Annotated in this window: 14 protein-coding genes and 2 pseudogenes; 13 read left to right on the top strand and 3 right to left on the bottom strand. The window is 63.7% G+C overall.

Annotated elements, in window-relative coordinates; translation table 11 throughout:
- The 5 genes from leuS to VG320_RS19415 form a co-directional block, all read left to right on the top strand.
- The coding region (leuS, locus tag VG320_RS19435; protein WP_327201707.1) for a leucine--tRNA ligase at positions 1-1,695 on the top strand (1,695 nt) is incomplete at its 5' end.
- A gap of 103 nt (positions 1,696-1,798) precedes the next feature.
- Positions 1,799-2,350, top strand: coding sequence for an LPS assembly lipoprotein LptE (gene lptE / locus VG320_RS19430; RefSeq protein WP_327201706.1), 552 nt, complete (start codon positions 1,799-1,801; stop codon positions 2,348-2,350).
- A gap of 44 nt (positions 2,351-2,394) precedes the next feature.
- A complete protein-coding gene (gene holA / locus VG320_RS19425) occupies positions 2,395-3,603 on the top strand; it encodes a DNA polymerase III subunit delta (protein WP_327201705.1) in 1,209 nt (402 codons plus the stop codon).
- 173 nt (positions 3,604-3,776) lie between these two features.
- Complete coding sequence (locus VG320_RS19420) at positions 3,777-5,048, top strand: glutamate-5-semialdehyde dehydrogenase (protein ID WP_327201704.1); 1,272 nt, start codon at positions 3,777-3,779, stop codon at positions 5,046-5,048.
- 58 nt (positions 5,049-5,106) lie between these two features.
- Positions 5,107-5,529, top strand: a complete 423-nt coding sequence (locus VG320_RS19415; RefSeq protein WP_327201703.1) for a CopD family protein — start codon at positions 5,107-5,109, stop codon at positions 5,527-5,529.
- Between the two features lie 32 nt (positions 5,530-5,561).
- On the opposite strand, the gene VG320_RS19410 is transcribed toward VG320_RS19415, so the two are convergent.
- The gene (locus VG320_RS19410) at positions 5,562-6,020 is read right to left on the bottom strand and encodes a nuclear transport factor 2 family protein (RefSeq protein ID WP_327201702.1); all 459 of its coding nucleotides are present in this window, start codon (positions 6,018-6,020) and stop codon (positions 5,562-5,564) included.
- Positions 6,021-6,801: 781 nt separating this feature from the next.
- Between VG320_RS19410 and VG320_RS19405 the strand changes: the two are divergent.
- The 3 genes and pseudogenes from VG320_RS19405 to VG320_RS19400 form a co-directional block, all read left to right on the top strand.
- Positions 6,802-8,814 (top strand): annotated as a pseudogene (locus VG320_RS19405) (ESPR-type extended signal peptide-containing protein); the annotation flags it as partial.
- Between the two features lie 17 nt (positions 8,815-8,831).
- Positions 8,832-8,948 (top strand): annotated as a pseudogene (locus VG320_RS31150) (left-handed beta-roll domain-containing protein); the annotation flags it as partial.
- Between the two features lie 96 nt (positions 8,949-9,044).
- Complete coding sequence (locus tag VG320_RS19400; protein ID WP_327201700.1) at positions 9,045-9,332, top strand: YadA C-terminal domain-containing protein; 288 nt, start codon at positions 9,045-9,047, stop codon at positions 9,330-9,332.
- Between the two features lie 145 nt (positions 9,333-9,477).
- Here VG320_RS19400 and VG320_RS19395 read toward each other — a convergent pair whose 3' ends face one another.
- Positions 9,478-10,335 (bottom strand): MurR/RpiR family transcriptional regulator, encoded by an 858-nt coding sequence (locus tag VG320_RS19395; protein WP_327201699.1) that lies wholly within the window; start codon positions 10,333-10,335, stop codon positions 9,478-9,480.
- 277 nt (positions 10,336-10,612) lie between these two features.
- Here VG320_RS19395 and edd point away from each other — a divergent pair, with 277 nt between their 5' ends.
- The 4 genes from edd (at position 10,613) to VG320_RS19375 (ending at position 15,372) form a co-directional block, all read left to right on the top strand.
- A complete protein-coding gene (gene edd, locus VG320_RS19390) occupies positions 10,613-12,496 on the top strand; it encodes a phosphogluconate dehydratase (RefSeq protein WP_327201698.1) in 1,884 nt (627 codons plus the stop codon).
- Positions 12,497-12,519: 23 nt separating this feature from the next.
- Positions 12,520-13,161 (top strand): bifunctional 4-hydroxy-2-oxoglutarate aldolase/2-dehydro-3-deoxy-phosphogluconate aldolase, encoded by a 642-nt coding sequence (gene eda / locus VG320_RS19385; RefSeq protein WP_327201697.1) that lies wholly within the window; start codon positions 12,520-12,522, stop codon positions 13,159-13,161.
- A gap of 278 nt (positions 13,162-13,439) precedes the next feature.
- On the top strand, positions 13,440-14,801 hold the full coding sequence (locus VG320_RS19380) for a GntP family permease (RefSeq protein ID WP_327201696.1): 1,362 nt from the start codon (positions 13,440-13,442) through the stop codon (positions 14,799-14,801).
- Positions 14,802-14,868: 67 nt separating this feature from the next.
- A complete protein-coding gene (locus tag VG320_RS19375) occupies positions 14,869-15,372 on the top strand; it encodes a gluconokinase (protein WP_327201695.1) in 504 nt (167 codons plus the stop codon).
- A gap of 99 nt (positions 15,373-15,471) precedes the next feature.
- Here VG320_RS19375 and purB read toward each other — a convergent pair whose 3' ends face one another.
- Entirely contained in the window at positions 15,472-16,860 is a 1,389-nt protein-coding gene (purB, locus tag VG320_RS19370) for an adenylosuccinate lyase (protein WP_327201694.1), read from the bottom strand.
- A 224-nt stretch (positions 16,861-17,084) separates the two neighbouring features.
- Between purB and VG320_RS19365 the strand changes: the two genes are divergently transcribed.
- Positions 17,085-18,929, top strand: coding sequence for a tetratricopeptide repeat protein (locus VG320_RS19365; RefSeq protein ID WP_327201693.1), 1,845 nt, complete (start codon positions 17,085-17,087; stop codon positions 18,927-18,929).
- The last annotated feature ends 118 nt before the right edge of the window (positions 18,930-19,047 follow it).

The raw sequence follows: 19,047 nt of genomic DNA, 5'->3' as shown, positions 1-19,047 counted from the left end.
AAGAAGGGCATGGCAACCGGCTTCCATGTCACGCATCCGCTGACGCACGAACAGGTCGAAGTATGGATCGGCAACTACGTGCTGATGAGCTACGGCGAAGGTGCGGTGATGGGCGTGCCGGCGCATGACGAGCGCGACTTCGCGTTCGTGAAGAAATATGGTCTGCCGATCAAGCAGGTGGTGGCGCTCCAAGGCAAGGAATTTTCGACCGAAGCCTGGCAGGAATGGTACGGCGACAAGGAAGGCGGCACGCTGGTCAACAGCGGCAAGTACGACGGGATGAAGTACGAACAGGCCGTCGATGCGATCGCCGCCGATCTGAACGCACTTGGCCTCGGCGACAAGCAGGTCACCTGGCGTCTGCGCGACTGGGGCATCTCGCGCCAGCGCTACTGGGGCACGCCGATCCCGATCATCCACTGCCCGAGCTGCGGCGACGTGCCGGTGCCGGAAAAGGATCTGCCGGTCGTGCTGCCGGAAGACCTCGTGCCGGACGGTACGGGCAACCCGCTCGCGAAGTCGGAAGCGTTCCTGAACTGCAAGTGCCCGACGTGCGGCGCCGATGCAAAGCGCGAAACCGACACGATGGACACCTTCGTCGACTCGTCGTGGTACTTCTACCGCTACGCGGCGCCGGACGCAGTCAACATGGTCGACGAGCGCACCGACTACTGGATGCCGATGGACCAGTACATCGGCGGCATCGAACACGCGATTCTTCACCTGCTGTACTCGCGTTTCTGGGCCAAGGTCTCGCGCGATCTGGGCCTTGTGAAGTTCGGCGAGCCGGCAAAGAACCTGCTCACGCAGGGCATGGTGCTCAACGAGACCTTCTACCGTGAAGACCCGTCGGGCAAGAAGACCTGGTACAACCCGGCCGACGTGACCGTTTCGCACGACGACAAGGGCCGCCCGGTCGGCGCCACGCTCAACAGCGATGGCCAGCCGGTGGTGCTCGGCGGCGTCGAGAAGATGTCGAAGTCGAAGAACAACGGTGTCGATCCGCAGGTGCTGATCGACCTGTACGGTGCGGACACCGCGCGTCTGTTCACGATGTTCGCCGCACCGCCCGAGCAGCAGCTCGAATGGTCGGGCGCGGGCGTGGAAGGCGCGAGCCGCTTCCTGCGCCGCGTCTGGTCGTTCGGCTACGCGAACGGCGAAGCGATCAAGTCGCGTGCCTCGTTCGACGCCGCCACGGTCACGGACGTCGAAAAGACGCTGCGCCGCGAAGTCTATGGCGTGCTCAAGCAGGCCGACTTCGACTATCAGCGTCTGCAGTACAACACGGTTGTGTCGGCGGCGATGAAGATGCTCAACGCGATCGACGGCGCGAAGGAAGCGGGCGCGGGCGTCAAGCGCGAAACCTTCGGCGTGCTGCTGCGCGTGCTGTATCCGGTCGTGCCGCACCTGACGTTCGAGCTGTGGAAGGAACTCGGTTACGCCGACGAATTCGGCACGCTGCTCGACGCGCCGTGGCCGAAGGTCGACGAAAAGGCGCTGGAACAGGCTGAAATCGAACTCGTGCTGCAGGTGAACGGCAAGGTGCGCGGCGCCGTGACGGTCGCCAAGGATGCACCGAAGGACGTGATCGAAGCGGCCGCACTGGCGCACGAGATGGTCGTCAAGTTCGCGGAAGGCCGCGAGCCGAAGAAGATCATCGTCGTGCCGGGCCGCCTCGTGAACGTGGTGGTTTGATCGCGTCGATCAATATCCGATGTGTTGTACGGGCGGCGCGGCGTGGAACTCCGGTTCTGCGCCGCGCCGCCGTTCCGAATCTGTCGCGAACCAGGGAGTCCATGTGATTCGCAGATCGTTTCTGTTACTGGCGGGCAGCGCGCTGATGCTTTCGGCGTGCGGCTTCCAGCTGCGCGGGGAGCAGAACTACGCGTTCAAGCGCCTCGCCATCGTTGGCGCACCGGCGCCCGTGGCCGCGCGCCTGACGCGCATGATCGAAGGCGGCAGCGATTCAGTGGTGGTGGAATCCACCTCGAACGCCGACGCCGTGCTGCACGTGTCCGAATCGCGCGGCTTCAGCACGCTCACGCTAAGCTCGCTGGGCGAGGTCGAGGAATACCAGGTCAACTATTCGCTGAACTACGCGCTGTCGGCGGCAGACGGTTCGCCGCTGATCCAGCCGAGCACGATCGGGCTCAATCGCGCGATGACGTATAGCGACCAGTACTCCACGGCGAAGGTGAACGAAGCCAACCTGTTGTTCGCCGACATGCAGAACGACGCGGTGGATCAGCTCACGCGCCGCCTCGGCATCCTGAAGACGCTGCATCCGAATCCGGATCAGGTGGTGCCAGGCGTCGCGCCGCGTGCGCCGCTGCCGCCGCCGCCGCTGTAATGCGCGGCGCGGTTTTCTTCTAAGTTTTCTCTAAAGCGCACGCCATGCAACTGCGACTGGACGCACTCGAGCCGCATCTCGCCCGCGGGATGGCCGGCCTGTACGTCGTCTACGGCGACGAGCATCTGCTCGCCCAGGAAGCGTGCGACCGCATTCGTGCGAGCGCGCGCGCCGCTGGTTTCACCGACCGCTCGGTCTTCACCGTCGAGCGCGGTTTCGACTGGAGCGCGCTGCTGGGCGCGAGCCAGTCGATGTCGCTGTTCGGCGACCGCCAACTGGTGGAATTGCGCATTCCGTCCGGCAAGCCCGGCAAGGAAGGCGCGGACGCGTTGAAGACGCTCGCGGCATCGGCCAAAGCCTCGGCGAATCCTGATGTGCTCACGCTCATCACGCTGCCGCGCCTGGACGCGGCCACGCAGAAGTCGGCGTGGTTCACGGCGCTCTCGGATAGCGGCGCGGCGATCAAGATCGATCCGGTCGAGCGCGCCGCGCTGCCGAACTGGATCGGTCAGCGCCTCGCGCAGCAGGGTCAGCGCGTCGCGCCGGGCGAGGATGGACGGCGCGCGCTGCAGTTCGTCGCGGAGCGCGTGGAGGGCAATCTGCTCGCCGCGCACCAGGAAATCCAGAAGCTCGGCCTGCTGTATCCGCAAGGCGTGCTGAGCTTCGAGCAGATTCACGACGCCGTGCTCAACGTGGCGCGTTACGACGTGTTCAAGCTCAACGAAGCCATGCTGACCGGCGATGTCGGGCGCCTCACGCGCATGCTCGACGGGCTGGAAGGCGAGGGCGAAGCCGCCGTGCTGGTGCTGTGGGCCGTCGTCGAAGAAGTCCGCACATTGCTGCGCATCAAGCGCGGCGTTGCGGCCGGCAAGCCGCTTGCCGTGTTGCTGCGTGAGAACCGCGTCTGGGGTCCGCGTGAGCGCCTGATTGGCCCGGCGCTTTCGCGTCTGAGCGAAGCGACGCTCGAGCGTGGACTCGCGCTGGCGGCGCGTCTTGATCGGCAGGTCAAGGGGTTGTCGGGGCAGGCGCGCGGCGACTGGCGCAATGCGTTGCCGCCCGACGCCTGGGACGGCCTGTTCGAACTCGCCATGACGGTGGCGGAGCCGCGCGATGCTGGCTCGGGTGCGGGCGTACGCGCTGGCGGCGCGCCGGGCCGTGCCCAGCCAGGCGCCCCAGTTGGCCCAGCGGCGGCTGCAGCCGCGGCGGCCGCAGCCCGACCGCGCACCGCAGGGCCGGGACGCAGGCCAGGCTAGCTTCACGCTCGCCGGGCTGAGATGCCGACTCCTGCTTCCGTTCAAGCGCGCACGCGCGAGGCCACGCCCAGCAAAGCCCGCGCGCCGGCCTTAAAATCGACCTAACCTGAACCGAACCGCCTCGCCGGGCTGACCAAGCCCTGAGCCGGGCACGCCGCATCACGACAGAGACCATGGATATCGAACAGTACATGACCGACCTCGGCCGCCGCGCCCGCAAGGCTTCGCGCGCGATGGCCCGGGCCACGACGGCTTCGAAGAACGCCGCGCTCGAAGCGGTTGCGCAGGCCATCGAACGCGAAACGCAGCAGCTGAAAGATGCCAACGCCCGCGATCTCGCGCGCGCGAAGGAAAAGGGCCACGACGCGGCGTTCATCGACCGCCTCACGCTCTCGGACAAGGCGCTCAAGACCATGGTGGAAGGGCTGCGCCAGGTCGCGGCACTGGCCGATCCGATCGGCGAGATCAGCAACCTCAAGTTCCGCCCGAGCGGCATCCAGGTGGGCCAGATGCGCGTGCCGCTCGGCGTGATCGGCATCATCTACGAGTCGCGCCCGAACGTGACCATCGACGCGGCAGCGCTGTGCCTGAAGTCGGGCAATGCGACGATCCTGCGCGGCGGCTCCGAAGCGCTCGAATGCAATACGGCGCTGGCCAAGCTGATTGGCGAAGGGCTGGCGGCGGCGGGTCTGCCGCAGGACGCCGTGCAGGTGGTCGAGACGGCCGATCGCGCGGCGGTGGGCAAGCTCATCACCATGACGGAGTTCGTCGATGTGATCGTGCCGCGCGGCGGCAAGAGCCTGATCGAGCGCCTGATCAACGAAGCGCGTGTACCGATGATCAAGCACCTGGACGGCATCTGTCACGTGTATGTGGACGATCGCGCGGATCTGGCCAAGGCGCTGACCGTTTGCGACAACGCCAAGACGCACCGCTACGGCACCTGCAACACGATGGAAACGCTGCTGGTCGCGCGCGGCATCGCGCATGACGTGCTGCCGCCGTTGGGCCGACTCTATCGCGACAAGGAAGTGGAACTGCGCGTGGACGCCGCGGCGCGCTCGATTCTCGCGGATGCGGGCGTCGGTCCGCTCGTCGATGCGACCGAAGAAGACTGGCGTACCGAATACCTCGCGCCCGTGCTGGCGATCAAGCTGGTGGACAACCTCGAACAGGCCGTCGAGCACATCAACCACTACGGCTCGCACCACACCGACGCCATCGTCACCGAAGACCACGACCGCGCGATGCGCTTCCTGCGCGAAGTGGATTCCGCGAGCGTGATGGTCAACGCCTCGACGCGCTTTGCGGACGGCTTCGAATTCGGCCTTGGCGCTGAAATCGGCATCTCGAACGACAAGCTGCACGCACGCGGCCCGGTCGGACTCGAAGGCCTGACCTCGCTCAAGTACGTGGTGCTCGGCCACGGTGAGGGCCGGGAGTAAGTCCTGCTGGCGGCGCGTTCTGCGCCGCCGCTTCGCTTAACAATCGAAGAAGAAAAATATGTCGATGCTCTGGGTCAAGACGTTTCACATCGTGCTGATCGCTTCGTGGTTCGCGGGTCTGTTCTATCTGCCGCGAATCTTCGTCAATCTCGCGATGGAAACCGAGCCCGCGGCAACGAAGCGTCTGCTCATCATGGCGCGCAAGCTTTATCGCTTCATGACGATGATCGCGGTGCCCGCGCTGTTATGCGGGCTGTGGCTGTGGCTCGTGGTGGGCATAGGGCGCGGCCAGGGATGGATTCATGCGAAGGTGGGCGTGGTCGTGCTGCTGATCGGCTACCACGCGTATTGCGGACGTCTTTTGAAGACCTTCGAACGCGGCGAAAATCGCCGCTCCGACAAGTGGTATCGCATGTTCAACGAGCTGCCCGTGCTGGGCATGCTGGCCGCCGTCGCGCTGGCCGTCATCAAGCCTTTCTGATCCCCGCCTGATTTTTCTTCGCGCCGGGCCGCTCAGGCCCGCACGCTGCCCGCTTCCTTGCGAAGCATACGGGCAGCGGCCACGCGCCATCCATCCTCACGTTTCACAAATACATCGGTGAAGCGGTAGTCGATCGCCTTGTAGCCCGTCGCGGGCGTATAGCGGTTGATGCCCGTGACCACGGCGACGTTGTCGAGGACCTGGACGTGCACGTCCTCCAGGACCTGCGAGCCGCCGGGCGGCAGCGCGGCGGCGGCCAGCAGATCGCGCTTGCTGCGTCGTACGTCGCCTGGAAATACTTCGAAGAACTTATCGTCCAGTAAATCGTTGAGCACCGGGCGGTCGCCGCTTGCGGCTGCCTGGGTCCACTGGTGTTCCAGCAGCTCGACTTGAAGGCTTTCGGAAATAACGCTGGTCGAGGCGGGCTTTGACGCAGCCAGAACGGAAGTCGCGAGCAGGCTGGCGACGGCGAGGATCAATAGACGGTTCATCAAGTTTCCTTGGTGTGACAGTGGAGGCAGAGCGCCTGGCGGCAAGGAAACGGATGGGGCGCGATGAGAGTGGCGCCAGCGCGAAGGACAGGTGCGCTGCGCGAGGATGTGCGTTACGGCCTTGGGGCGTGGAGAGTCAGCCCCTGTGTCAGCGTTTCCCGACAATGAAATTCTATTTGGCTGACTTCCCTGACGGTATAGGAAAAATCTCAAAACAGCGGGAGGGTTAGCGTTGCTTTAGAACAACACCGTCAGTCTGGATTTTCAATGAAATCGGAGGTGTGAAGGTCGAAAAATATGCGTGAATGGAGTTAAAGATATCCCTCATAAATTGGATGAAAAATATAAATTATCAGGCTAATTGTAGGGTTAATTGATTTTATTCGTAGGATTTTTCTTTTTGAAAGTAATTTTGTGGAATTTATTTTGTAATCTTATGACTGGCTGAATCGCTTGTTGGAGCTATTTATTTAATGTTCTCAATTGAATTTTTGTAAATTAAGAGGGTTGCCATGCGTCTGGCCTGATGGCCGCAATGTCTCGCCCGCGCTACCGCAAACAGTGCTCGTGAGTGCAGTTTTGTTTAAGAGTTCTCTTATGTTGCTTGCGGGGTCTGATTAATAGAGTACCGAGTGTCGTCGCATATTGGCCAATTTAATTCCGACAGATTTATCTCAAGATTGATTGGTTAATTCGATTGCGTTTGTTGACGCGGGCGGCCTAATGACGCCGCCTCGATAAGTGTTTCGTCACTCGTCTTTAATCAGGGCAAAGCTAAAGCATGAACAAGACATACAGATCAGTCTGGAACGAGTCCACGGGGACATGGGTAGCGGTGCAGGAAAATGCGACAGCATGCGGCAAGAAGAGTCGCAGCGCACGCCTGATAGTGGCCGACGCGTTTGGCGCCACGACGGCGGCCCATATGGGCGCTGAAACCGCCAAGGGCCTGTCGTGGGATTCGGGCAGGGCCGCAAAGTCGATTGCATTTGCTATCGCAGCACTCGGCGCAGCCGCGCAGGCCCACGCCTACCAGGCAGGCACGGGCGCCAGCGCAGTCGTCTCCAATCTGGACACCGCAGTGGGCGACGGCGCGTACGCGAGCCGCGGTGGCTCGAATTACTACTCATGGAACGACGGCGCGACGGCGTTAGGCAACGGTGCAACCGCCAACGGGCAGGGTACCGTTGCGATTGGCTTCCAGTCAAAAGCAAGTGACGGATATGGGGCTGCCGTCGGTTCGAGCGCTTTTGCATTCACGCAGGCAACTGCATTGGGCAGTAGTGCGACGGCGGGCGCTGTCTATTCGACGGCAACGGGCTTTCACGCCCTGGCGACCGGCGAGGATAGCGTGGCGAGCGGTGTCTATGCCTCGGCGACCGGCGCCGGTAGCTCGGCAATCGGCTACTCCAGTACGGCGATTGGCGACGATTCGATCGCTTTTGGGGGAAGCGCGGTCGCATCTGTTGCCAGTGCTGTGGCGATTGGCCTAAAGGCGAAGGCTACGACATCGAATTCGGTTGCTCTGGGCTCTGGATCCGTGGCGAACCTGGCGAATACGGTGTCGGTGGGTAGCGACGGTACCGCGGCTCAGGCCAATACGCGCCGCGTCGTGAACATGGCCGCAGGCCAAAACGACAATGACGCTGTGAACGTTTCGCAACTCAAGGGCGTGACGAAGGCGCTGGGTGCAGGCGCTACGGTGAGCACTAACGGCTCGATTGTAGCTCCGTCCTACGCGGTGGGCGGCGGCACGTACAGCGATGTCGGCTCAGCCCTTGCTGCGTTGAACAGCGCTACTGGTACGTCTTCAGGCAACGTAGTGAAGTATGACACCTCGTCGCTAAACAAGGTGACGCTGGGTGGCTCGGGCCATGCACCGGTCACGCTGACGAACGTGGCCAATGGTGGTCTGACGGCCGCGAGCGCTGACGCAGTGAACGGCTCGCAGCTGTACGCGTTGGGTGCGAACACGGATGCATCGGGCAACGTCACGAATGCGTTTGTGGCGTATGACGGCACGTCGAAGAATTCGGTCACGCTGGGCGGCGCTGGTGCTGGCCATGCTCCGGTTGTCCTGTCGAACATCGCCAATGGCGTGGCGCCCACCGACGCGGTCAACGTGTCGCAGATGCAGAATGCGGTGGCCGCGGGTAACCCGTATATTGGCGGTTACGGTTCGGGTGTCGCCGCAAAATCCACTTCCTTGGGTTCAGTTGCGATCGGTCTTGGTTCAGTTGCGAACACGCCTAACATCATCTCTGTTGGCGACTCGTCGCAAAATCTCACTCGTCGAATCACTAACGTAGCCACTGGCATCGATCCGAGCGACGCGGCGACTGTAGCCCAGTTGAGTCAAACGTCGACGAACATGCTGTCGGCAGTGAACAATCTGGAAACCAGCACACAGACGGCCCTCAAGGCCGTGAACAATCAACTGGTTGCCAGCAGCAAACCTGCACTATTGGGCGCGACGGGCGCCGTCGGTGATTCGAGTACGTCAAATCCCTGGATTCAGGTTGCCGGGCCGGCCGACGGCAGCGACGCTGCGTATGCCACGCCTCTTACCGGGAATGTGGCGATTGGGCAGGCGGCGACTTCGACAGTCGGCGCAGGCGTTGCTATTGGCGCACAGGCTCTCTCGATGGGTACGGGTGCTGTAGCGGTCGGTTCTGGCTCGTCGGCCTTCGGGAATGGGGCTTTCGCGTTGGGCACGTCCTCGACTGCGTCGGCCGTCCAGTCTACTGCTCTTGGATATGGCGCACTCGCTACAGGCAATAACTCGAATGCTATTGGCATGAGGGCTATAGCATCGGGTGTGAATGCCATCGCGGTGGTGCAATTGCTTCGGGTACGAACTCGACGGCGATCGGCGACAAGGCGCAGGCCACGGGCAACAACTCGGTCGCGCTGGGTGCAAACTCGGTCGCAAGCGAGGACAACACCGTGTCCGTGGGCTCGGAAGGCAACGAACGTCGCATTACCAATGTGGCGAACGGCGTCAACCCGACCGATGCGGCGAACATGGGTCAGCTCCAGAGCGGTTTGAACTCGCTCCAGACTGGCATGAACTCGGTGGCGCGTAATGCCTACAGCGGCGTTGCGGCAGCTACTGCGCTCACCATGATCCCGGATGTCGATCAGGGCAAGACCATCGCGGTGGGTGTCGGTACCGCCAACTTCCAGGGCTACCAGGCCACGGCGTTGGGTGTGTCGGCACGTGTGACCCAGAACCTGAAGGTCAAGATGGGTGCCGGTTACAGCACGAGCGGTGGCGCTACGTGGGGCGGTGGTATGTCCTACCAGTGGTAAGCGCCTGACGGCAGGAAGCGGTGCAGTCTGACCGCTTCCGCCAGATCTTCTTCGGTATTCGCTCGGCCTTTCGGCTCGAGCGCAAAAGCGGACTCCCTTAGGGGTGTCCGCTTTTTTGTTGGCCGCGCAGATTGCGCGCTGCGCTTCAACCGTTGGGATCGAGCCTGCGCCGCGCGATGATGTCCTTGGCGTCGGCGAGTTTTTCGGCCAGTTCTGGCCCGCGTTGTAGCGCAACGCCCACGGCCAGGATGTCGCCGATAGCAAGATGCGAGGTGCGTGAGGTCATCGGCGAAAAGACATCGGTGTCTTCGTCGACATTGGCGTGCAGGCCCACGCTCGCAAGGCGTGCGAGCGGCGAGGTGCCGTGCGTAATTGCGATGACCTTGGCACCGCGATCAAGCGCGGTGCGCGCCGCGTCCACCACGTCGCGCGTGCGCCCGGTATTCGAGATGGCCACCACTACGTCGCCCGGTCCGAGCAGTGCCGCCGACATCAAGAAAGTGTGCGGGTCGGAGTAAGCGACGCTTGGCATGCCCAGGCGAAAGAACTTGTGCTGCATGTCCTGCGCGGCGATGCCCGAGCCGCCCGCGCCATAAAACTCGATGCGCGAGGCGCGCGCGAGCAGGGCGATGGCGGCGCCCAGCGCATCCGTGGAGAGATTATTGCGCACCTGAATCAGCGCGCCGATGGTGCGATCTAGCACTTTGGCCGCCACGCCCGGCACGGGTTCGTCGGGGCGCACATCGCGATAGACGGCGGGCAGTCCGGTGGGCAGGTCGCCGGCCACAGCCTGGGCGAGTCGGATCTTGAATTCGCGAAAGCCCGAGAACCCGAGCGCGTGGCAGAAGCGCGCAATGGTCGGCTGGCTCACGCCTGCGCGTTGCGCGACTTCGGTCATCGAAAGGTCGAGCAGTTCGCGCGGCGCTTCGAGAATGTAATCGGCGAGTTTGCGCTCGGATGGGCGCAATTGCTCGCGAATGGCTTTCACCTGGGACAGCAGCATCAGGAAACTCGCACTATGCTGAAAGATCGGAGGACTATAGCGGATCGATGTCGATGTACAAAAACTACAAGAATCGCTTTCGCAACGCAATTGGAGTTTGCGCGCAGTTTCGTTGTGGCGCCTTGTATAAAGGCTTTTGAAGTAAATGCCGCATACCGCACCAGGGCAAAACCGGGATTGCTAGCGTGTAGTTTTTCTACTAACATCGCGCCATCGCTGCCTGGACCGCGTGATGTGTCCCCGAGCGTCCCCGCGAGATAAAAAGGAAGGAGATTCGATGGTTTCCCCGCATTCGCAATTGATGAAGGTCACGCAGCGCGTGATCGAGCGCAGCAAGCCGACCCGCGAGGCTTATCTCGCGCGCATCGCTGCGGCTCAGGACCGTTTCCCGGCGCGTGGCGCGCTCTCCTGCGCCAATCTCGCGCACGGTTTCGCCGGTCTCGAAGGGCGCGACAAGTTCGCCATCAAGGCGATCCGCGAACCGAACATCGGCATCGTCTCGTCCTATAACGAGATGCTCTCGGCGCACGCGCCCTACAAGGATTTTCCCGAGATCATCAAGAAGGCCGCTCGCGAAGGCGGCGGCGTCGCGCAGTTTGCGGGCGGCGTGCCGGCGATGTGCGATGGCATCACGCAGGGCAATGCGGGCATGGAGCTGTCGCTGTTCTCGCGCGAAGTGATCGCGATGAGCACGGCGGTCGCGCTCACGCACAATATGTTCGACGCGGCGCTGTGCCTGGGCGTGTGCGACAAGATTGTGCCGGGTCTCCTGATCGGCGCGCTGCAGTTCGGCCATCTGCCGACCATTTTCGTGCCGGCCGGTCCGATGACCACGGGCATTTCGAACGACGACAAAGCCAAGGTGCGCCAGCAGTTCGCAACCGGCCAGTGCGGCCGCGAGGCGCTGCTCGAATCCGAGGCCGCTGCGTACCACGGCCACGGCACCTGCACGTTCTACGGCACGGCCAATAGCAACCAGATGTTGATGGAAGTCATGGGCCTGCATCTGCCGGGCTCGGCGTTCATCCATCCGCATACGCCGCTGCGCGACGAACTCACGGCTGCCGCCGCGCGCCGTGTGCTCGAACTGACCGTCGAGCGCGGCAACTACACGCCGATCGGCCATGTGGTCGACGAAAAGGCCGTGATCAACGGCATCGTCGCGCTGATGGCGACGGGCGGCTCGACCAATCACACGCTGCACCTGGTGGCGATGGCCCGCGCGGCGGGCATCCTGATCGACTGGAACGATTTCGACGAACTCTCGGCGTCGGTGCCGCTGCTCGCGCGCGTCTATCCGAACGGCAAGGCCGACGTGAACCACTTCCACGCGGCGGGCGGCATCGCCTTCCTCGTGCGCGAACTGCTCGATGGCGGTTTGCTGCACGAAGACGTCAAGACCGTGGCGGGCGAGGGCCTGCGCCACTACGCGCATGAACCGAAGCTGCTCGACGGCAAGCTCACGTGGGTGCCGGCGGTGGAGAAGAGCGCTGATACCGCCGTGCTGCGCCCGCTGCCCGAGCCGTTCCAGCCGGACGGCGGTCTGCGTCTGATGCAGGGGCGTCTGGGCCGTGGCGTCATCAAGATTTCGGCGGTCGCGCCCAATCATCGCACCGTGCGCGCGCCGGCAATCGTGTTCGATTCGCAGGAAGCCGTGCAGGAAGCTTTTGATCGCGGCGAGCTCGAACGCGATTTCGTCGCCGTCGTGCGCTTCCAGGGCGCGCGCGCCAACGGCATGCCGGAGCTGCACCGTCTCACGCCGCTGCTTGGCGTGCTGCAGGACAAGGGCTTCCATGTGGCGCTCGTGACCGACGGTCGCATGTCGGGCGCGTCGGGCAAGGTGCCCGCCGTGATCCACGTCTCGCCGGAAACGCTGCTGCACGGTCCGATCGGCAAGGTGCGCGATGGCGATACGATCGTGATCGATGCGGTCGCCGGTGTGCTCGACGTCGAAGTGGACGATGCCGATTGGGACGCGCGCCCGGTCGCGCTGCCCGCGCATCAGGAAAGCAACGAAGTGGGCTTCGGCCGTGAGCTGTTCGGCGTGTTCCGCGCCGCGGCGGCACCGGCGGAACTGGGTGCGACGGTGTTTGGCCCGCTGGTCGGCGAGACGCCTGCTCATGCCGCATCGATTCCTGCCGCAGCCCACGCGACGAACTGAATTCATCATCAAGGAGCCTGAACATGGCAACAAACACGGTGGCCGACATTGTCCGCCTCGGCCCGGTGATTCCGGTGCTGGCATTCGAAACGTCCGAACAGGGTGAGCACGTTTCGCGCGCGCTGCACGCGGGTGGCGTCAAGGTGCTGGAAATCACGCTGCGCACGGCGGCGGGTCTCGAAGCGATCGAGCGCGCTGCGCAGATCGCACCGGATATCGTCGTTGGCGTGGGCACGATCACGAAGCCCGAGCACTGCGCGCTGGCAAAGAAGGCCGGCGCCCAGTTCGGCGTTTCGCCGGGTCTGACGCGCGAGATCCATCAGGCTTCGCTCGACGCCGGTCTGCCGCTGCTGCCGGGCGTGATGACGCCGACCGACATCATCGTTGCGATGGAACTCGGCTACGAGATCGTCAAGTTCTTCCCGGCGGTTCCGGCCGGCGGTCTGAACATGCTGCAGGCGTTCCACGGTCCGTTCCCGACGCTCAAGTTCTGCCCGACGGGCGGCATCAGCGCCGAAACCGCAACCAACTTCCTCGCGCTGCCGAACGTGGTGTGCGTGGGCGGTTCGTGGCTCACGCCGAAGGCCGCGCTCGCCAACCAGGATTGGGCCGAAGTGACGCGCCTCGCGCGCGCCGCTAGCGAACTGTCGCGTCCGGTGCGTTAAGCATCGCGCACGGTGAACTGATTCAGAAGATGTTCGCGCCCCGAATTTAGCGCGCCAGATCAGTGCTTTAGCGCCGATACTCAATACGAGCCGCGCAGGCCTCGCCCATCGGGCGTACGGCTTGCGCGGCTCGCTCGTCTTTCGCGCAGACAACCGCGAAAGCCGTTATAACCTCTACAATCTCGGCCCGGCGACGGCCGACCCCTTCCGCCCGGAGCGCAATGAGCGTCGCCGCGTGGCCGCGGAAGGGAATGAACAACTACCTGGAGAGGAGCCTCATGGGAGTGGCCCACGGCAGTTCGCTGCTGATTTACGCGCTCGTCGCGATTGCTGCGCTGATCTTTATGATCACGCGCCTGAAGGTTTATCCGTTTCTCGTCCTGATCATCGTGTCTCTGCTGCTCGGTCTTGCCAGCGGCATGCCGATGGATCAGATCGTCAAGTCGTTCGAGACCGGCAACGGTAATACGCTCGGCCACATCGCGATCGTGGTGGGTCTGGGCACGATGCTCGGCAAGATGATGGCCGAATCCGGCGGTGCCGAGCGCATCGCCACCACGCTGATCCGCTGGTTCGGCGAGAAGAACATTCACTGGGCGATGATGTGCGTTGCCGTGATCGTCGGCTTGCCGGTGTTCTTCGAAGTGGGCTTCGTGCTGCTGATTCCGATCGCCTTCAACGTCGCCAAACGTACCGGCAAGTCGCTGCTGCTGATCGGCCTGCCGATGGTCGCGGGTCTGTCGGTGGTGCATGGTCTGATTCCGCCGCACCCGGCCGCGCTGCTGGCCGTGCAGGCATATCACGCCGATATCGGCCGGACCATCGCCTATGGTCTGATCGTCGGCATTCCGACGGCGATTGTTGCCGGTCCGCTGTTCGCGCTCTTTATTCACCGACACATCAAGCTGCCGGAGAACAATCCGCTCGCCGCGCAATTCGTGAGCAAGGCCGACCCGAAGCCCGATAGCGAGCTGCCGAGCTTCGGCGTCACGCTCTTCACGATCCTGCTGCCCGTGATCCTGATGTTGATCGGCTCGTGGGCCGATCTGGTCTTTACGCCCAAGACGCTGCCGAACAGTCTGTTGCACTTCATCGGTACTTCGGATGTCGCGCTGCTGATTGCGGTGCTGGTAAGCTTCTGGACCTTCGGTGCGTCGCGCGGCTTCAACCGCGAGCAGATCCAGAAGTTCTGCGGCGACTGTCTCGCGCCGATCGCGGGCATTACGCTGATCGTCGGTGCAGGCGGCGGCTTTGGCCGCGTGCTGATGGACAGCGGCGTGTCGAAGCAGATCGTCGATCTCGCGCAGACGGCCCATCTGTCCCCGTTGCTGCTGGGTTGGCTGGTGGCCGCGCTGATTCGTCTGGCGACGGGTTCGGCGACGGTGGCGATGACGACGGCTTGCGGCATCGTCGCGCCGATCGCCACGGCTGCGGGTGTGACGGTCAAGCCCGAACTGCTCGTGCTGGCCACGGGTTCGGGCTCGCTGATCTTCTCGCACGTCAACGACGGCGGCTTCTGGCTGATCAAGGAATATTTCGGCATGACCGTGGGTCAGACGTTCAAGACCTGGTCGCTGCTGGAGACCATCATTTCGCTGCTGGGCCTCGGACTGACGTTCGCGCTCTCGGCAGTGGTGTAACAGGTAATTTTGCGTGAAGCGGAGCGGGGCATTGGCGCCGCGCGCCGCTGAATGAGGAGCAGTAGAGATGATTCTGATTGCAATGGGCGTGTCGGGCGCCGGCAAGACGCGCATCGGCGAAATGCTGGCCGAGCGCCTCAAGTGCACCTTCACCGATGGCGACGCTTTCCACAGCGAAGCCAACAAGAAGAAGATGCACGACGGTATTCCCCTCACCGACGACGACCGCTGGCCCTGGCTGCGCACGATCCGCGTGGCGATCGAAGAAAAGCAGCACGCGCACGAGACGGCCGTGTTCACGTGCTCGTCGCTCAAGCGCTCGTACCGCGACATCCTGCGCGGCGGCGACCACGACGTGTGCTTCGTCTATCTGAAGGGCTCGTTCGAAGTGCTGCACGAGCGCCTTGGTGCGCGCACGGGTCACTTCTTCGATCCGTCGCTGCTGCAAAGCCAGCTCGACACGCTCGAAGCGCCGGGCACGGATGAAGCGATCATCGTGAGCATCGAGCTCACGCCCGAGCAGATCGTCGACGATGTGCTCAAGCAACTGGAAGCGCGCCGCGCAGGCTGATCCAGCCGACGCTTTTCGCTTGCCGCAGAAACACAAAAGGCGCGCCGTTCACCTGGAACGGCGCGCCTTTTTCATGCGGCGCAGTAAAAACGCGAACGCTTAAGCGATGCGCTTTGCCAGCTCTGCAGCCTTGCCGGTGTACGACGCCGGCGTCATTTCCATCAGACGCTGCTTCGCGTCTTCAGGAATCGCCAGACCGCTCACGAACGTCTGCAGCGCTTCGCGCGTGATGCCCTTGCCGCGCGTGAGTTCCTTCAACTGCTCGTACGGGTTTTCGATGCCGAAGCGGCGCATGACGGTCTGCACCGGCTCGGCCAGCACTTCCCATGTCGCGTCGAGGTCTTCGTTCAGGCGCTGCGGGTTCACTTCGAGCTTGTCCAGACCGCGGATCAGCGCGTCGTACGAAAGCAGCGAATAACCGAGCGCGACGCCGATATTGCGCAGCACCGTCGAGTCGGTCAGGTCGCGCTGCCAGCGCGAAACCGGCAGCTTGTCGGCGAGGTGGCGTAGCGTCGCGTTGGCCAGACCGAGATTGCCTTCCGAGTTTTCGAAGTCGATCGGGTTGACCTTGTGCGGCATGGTCGACGAGCCGATTTCGCCAGCCTTGGTCTTCTGCTTGAAGTAGCCGAGCGAGATGTAGCCCCACACGTCGCGGTCGAGGTCGAGCAGGATCGTGTTCGCGCGCGCGATGGCGTCGAACAGTTCGGCCATGTAGTCGTGCGGCTCGATCTGGATCGTGTACGGGTTGAAGGTGAGCTTCAGACGCTGTTCGACGACTTCCTTCGAGAACGCTTCCCAGTCGAATTCCGGATACGCCGACAGATGCGCGTTGAAGTTGCCGACCGCGCCGTTCATCTTGCCGAGCAGTTCGACCTTCTCGATGCGCTGGATCGCACGCGCCAGACGCGCCGCGACGTTGGCGATTTCCTTGCCGAGCGTCGTCGGGCTGGCGGGCTGGCCGTGCGTGCGCGAGAGCATCGGCTGATCGGCATGCGTGTGCGCGAGCTTGACGAGACGCTCGTACACCGAGCGCAGCGCCGGCAGGATCACGTGTTCGCGCGCACCGGCAATCATCAGGCCGTGCGAGGTGTTGTTGATGTCTTCCGAGGTGCAGGCGAAGTGGATGAATTCGCTCGCGCGCTCCAGTTCCGGCTGGCCCTTCACCGATTCCTTGAGCCAGTATTCGACCGCCTTCACGTCATGGTTCGTCACGCGCTCGATGTCCTTGATGCGCGCGGCGTCGTGCGCCGTGAAGTTCTCGGCGAGCTTGAGCAGGAACTGCTCCGACGCTTCCGAGAAACGCGGCACTTCCGCGAAGCCGGCTTGCGACAGCGCGATCAGCCAGTGGATTTCCACGGTCACGCGGTTGCGCATGAAGGCGGCTTCCGAGAGCCATTCGCGCAGGGCTTCGGTTTTCGACGCATAGCGACCGTCGAGCGGGGAGAGCGCGTTGAGCGCGAAGAGGGTATCGGGACGAGTGTCGGACATGATGGGGACGTAACGGCTGACGTTACGATCAGAAAGGAACCGGAGGGAGCCTGGTATTTTATCACCACGCTGACAGCGCCCGGGCGGCAATCCGGGCGGCGCACTGTGGTTCGTGTAGGGCCGGGGATGGCGCGGTTTTCGGACTGATCTGACAGACTTTGGTGAGCGACGGCGATACCGTGGGAAGGTCGGCAGCGTTGGCTGCCTCCTGCCAGGCGACCCGCATGAACCACGACTCCGCTTCTTCCCCTTCCGCAGCTGCATTCGATCCCTCCGTGCTGGTCGAAGCCGGTCTCGCCGAACATCGCGCGGGCCGCCGCGACGCCGCGCAGATGCAATACGAGCGCGCGCTCGCGCACGATCCCAACTGCGCCGCGGCGCAGCACTACCTGGGCGTGCTTGCGATGGATCGCGGCGATATTGCAGGGGCTGCGTCGCTCATGGACCGCGCGCTGGCGCTCGCGCCTCACGACGCCGAATGCCTGAGCAACCGCGGCGTCGTGGCCGCGCGGCTGAACGACCAGTCCGGCGCGGCGGCGTTCCAGCGCAAAGCGATCGAGCAGGCGCCCGATTTCGCCAACGCCCACAACAATCTCGCGAACGCCTTGATGGAGCTTGCGGACCTTGCGGACCTTGCGGGCGCGCAGCAGCACTATCGGCGCGCGCGCGAACTGGAGCCGCAGTCGGCGCATTTCGCCTTCAATCTGGGGCGCGCGCTCGAAAAGTCTCAGTTGACCGATGAGGCCATCGCGCAGTATCGCGAGGCGCGTGCGCTCGGCGCGGACGACACCTCGACGCTCATGCATCTCGGCAGGCTCCTGCGCGCGGCGAAGGAACACGTCGAAGCGGCGGCTTGCTTTGAGCGCGTGGTGGCGCGCGAACCCGACAACGCGAGCGCCCATTTCGAACTGGGCTACGTGTACGACGCGGTCCATCGCTATGAGGAGGCCATTCCCCTCTATCAGCGCGCGGCGGCGCTCCAGCCCGACGCGGCGGGCGCGGTGAACAATCTCGCGTTCGCTTTCACGGCGCTCGCGCGTTACGACGAAGCGGAAATTCACTACCGGCGCGCGCTCGAACTCAACCCCGGTCTGCCCGAGTCACAGTTCCAGATCGGCATGTTGCTGCTGCGGCGCGGCGAGTACGACCAGGGTTGGCCGCTGTTCGAGAACCGCAAGACCACGTCGCTCGCCAAGGGCAATTATCGCAAGCTGCCCTGCGCCGAATGGCAAGGCGAGCCGCTGGCGGGCAAGCGTCTCCTGATCGCACGCGAGCAGGGCGTGGGCGACCAGATCCAGTTCGTGCGCTACGCGGGCCTCGCAGCCGCCATGGGTGCGCGCGTCGATGCATGGGTCGCGCCGGAACTGGCCTCGCTCGTCGCGACGGTGCCGGGTGTCGGGCGCGTGCTCGATGCTCCGCCCAGTGACGAGGCCATCGCCGCCAATTACGACTACTGGTGCGATGTGATGAGCCTGCCGCTCAAATTCCCGGGCCAGCCGATCTACGCCGCGACGCCCTATATGCACGCCGCGGCGGCACAGACGGCGAGCTGGCGCGAGCGGCTGGCAGTGCTTTCACCCGGCGCGAAGCGGCGCATCGGCCTCGTGTGGGCCGGCAATCCGCGCCATCACTTCGATGCGTTCCGCTCGGTGCCGCTCACGACCTTGCTGCCGCTCGCCGCGCTCGAAGGCAACGCCTGGTTCGCGATCCAGAAGGGCCCAGGCGCGAGCCAACTCGCCGATATAGCGGGCCGTTGGCCGCTGCATGCAATCGGCGACGAACTGCACGATTTCGCCGCCACGGCTGCGCTGATCGAGAACCTCGATCTGGTCATCACCGTCGATACCTCGGTCGCGCATCTCGCGGGCGCGCTGGGCAAACCGGTCTGGGTGTTGCTGGCCGCGCAGCCCGACTGGCGCTGGGGCATGGGGCGCGAGGATTCGGCCTGGTATCCGTCGGCGCGAGTGTTCCGGCAGACCACGCTTGGCGACTGGAGCGGCGTGCTGGCGGCGCTGCAACAGGCGCTGAGCGAAACGTCGAACGAACCGGCAATGCAATCGGCGAGTTAAAGGGCAAGTTAAGCGGCCAGAACGCGCCGATGGTGCGCTGCCCGTCAGAATTGCGCTGTCGCTGTGTCAGGCTGGGGCGCGCGGGCCTAGAATGCGGACTTCTCATCTGCTCCCTGAT

The organism is Paraburkholderia sp. (assembly GCF_035948235.1).
Taxonomy (GTDB): Bacteria; Pseudomonadota; Gammaproteobacteria; order Burkholderiales; family Burkholderiaceae; genus Paraburkholderia.
The sequence above is the reverse complement of the archived record's forward strand: the minus strand, read 5'-3'. Positions and strand labels throughout refer to the sequence as shown.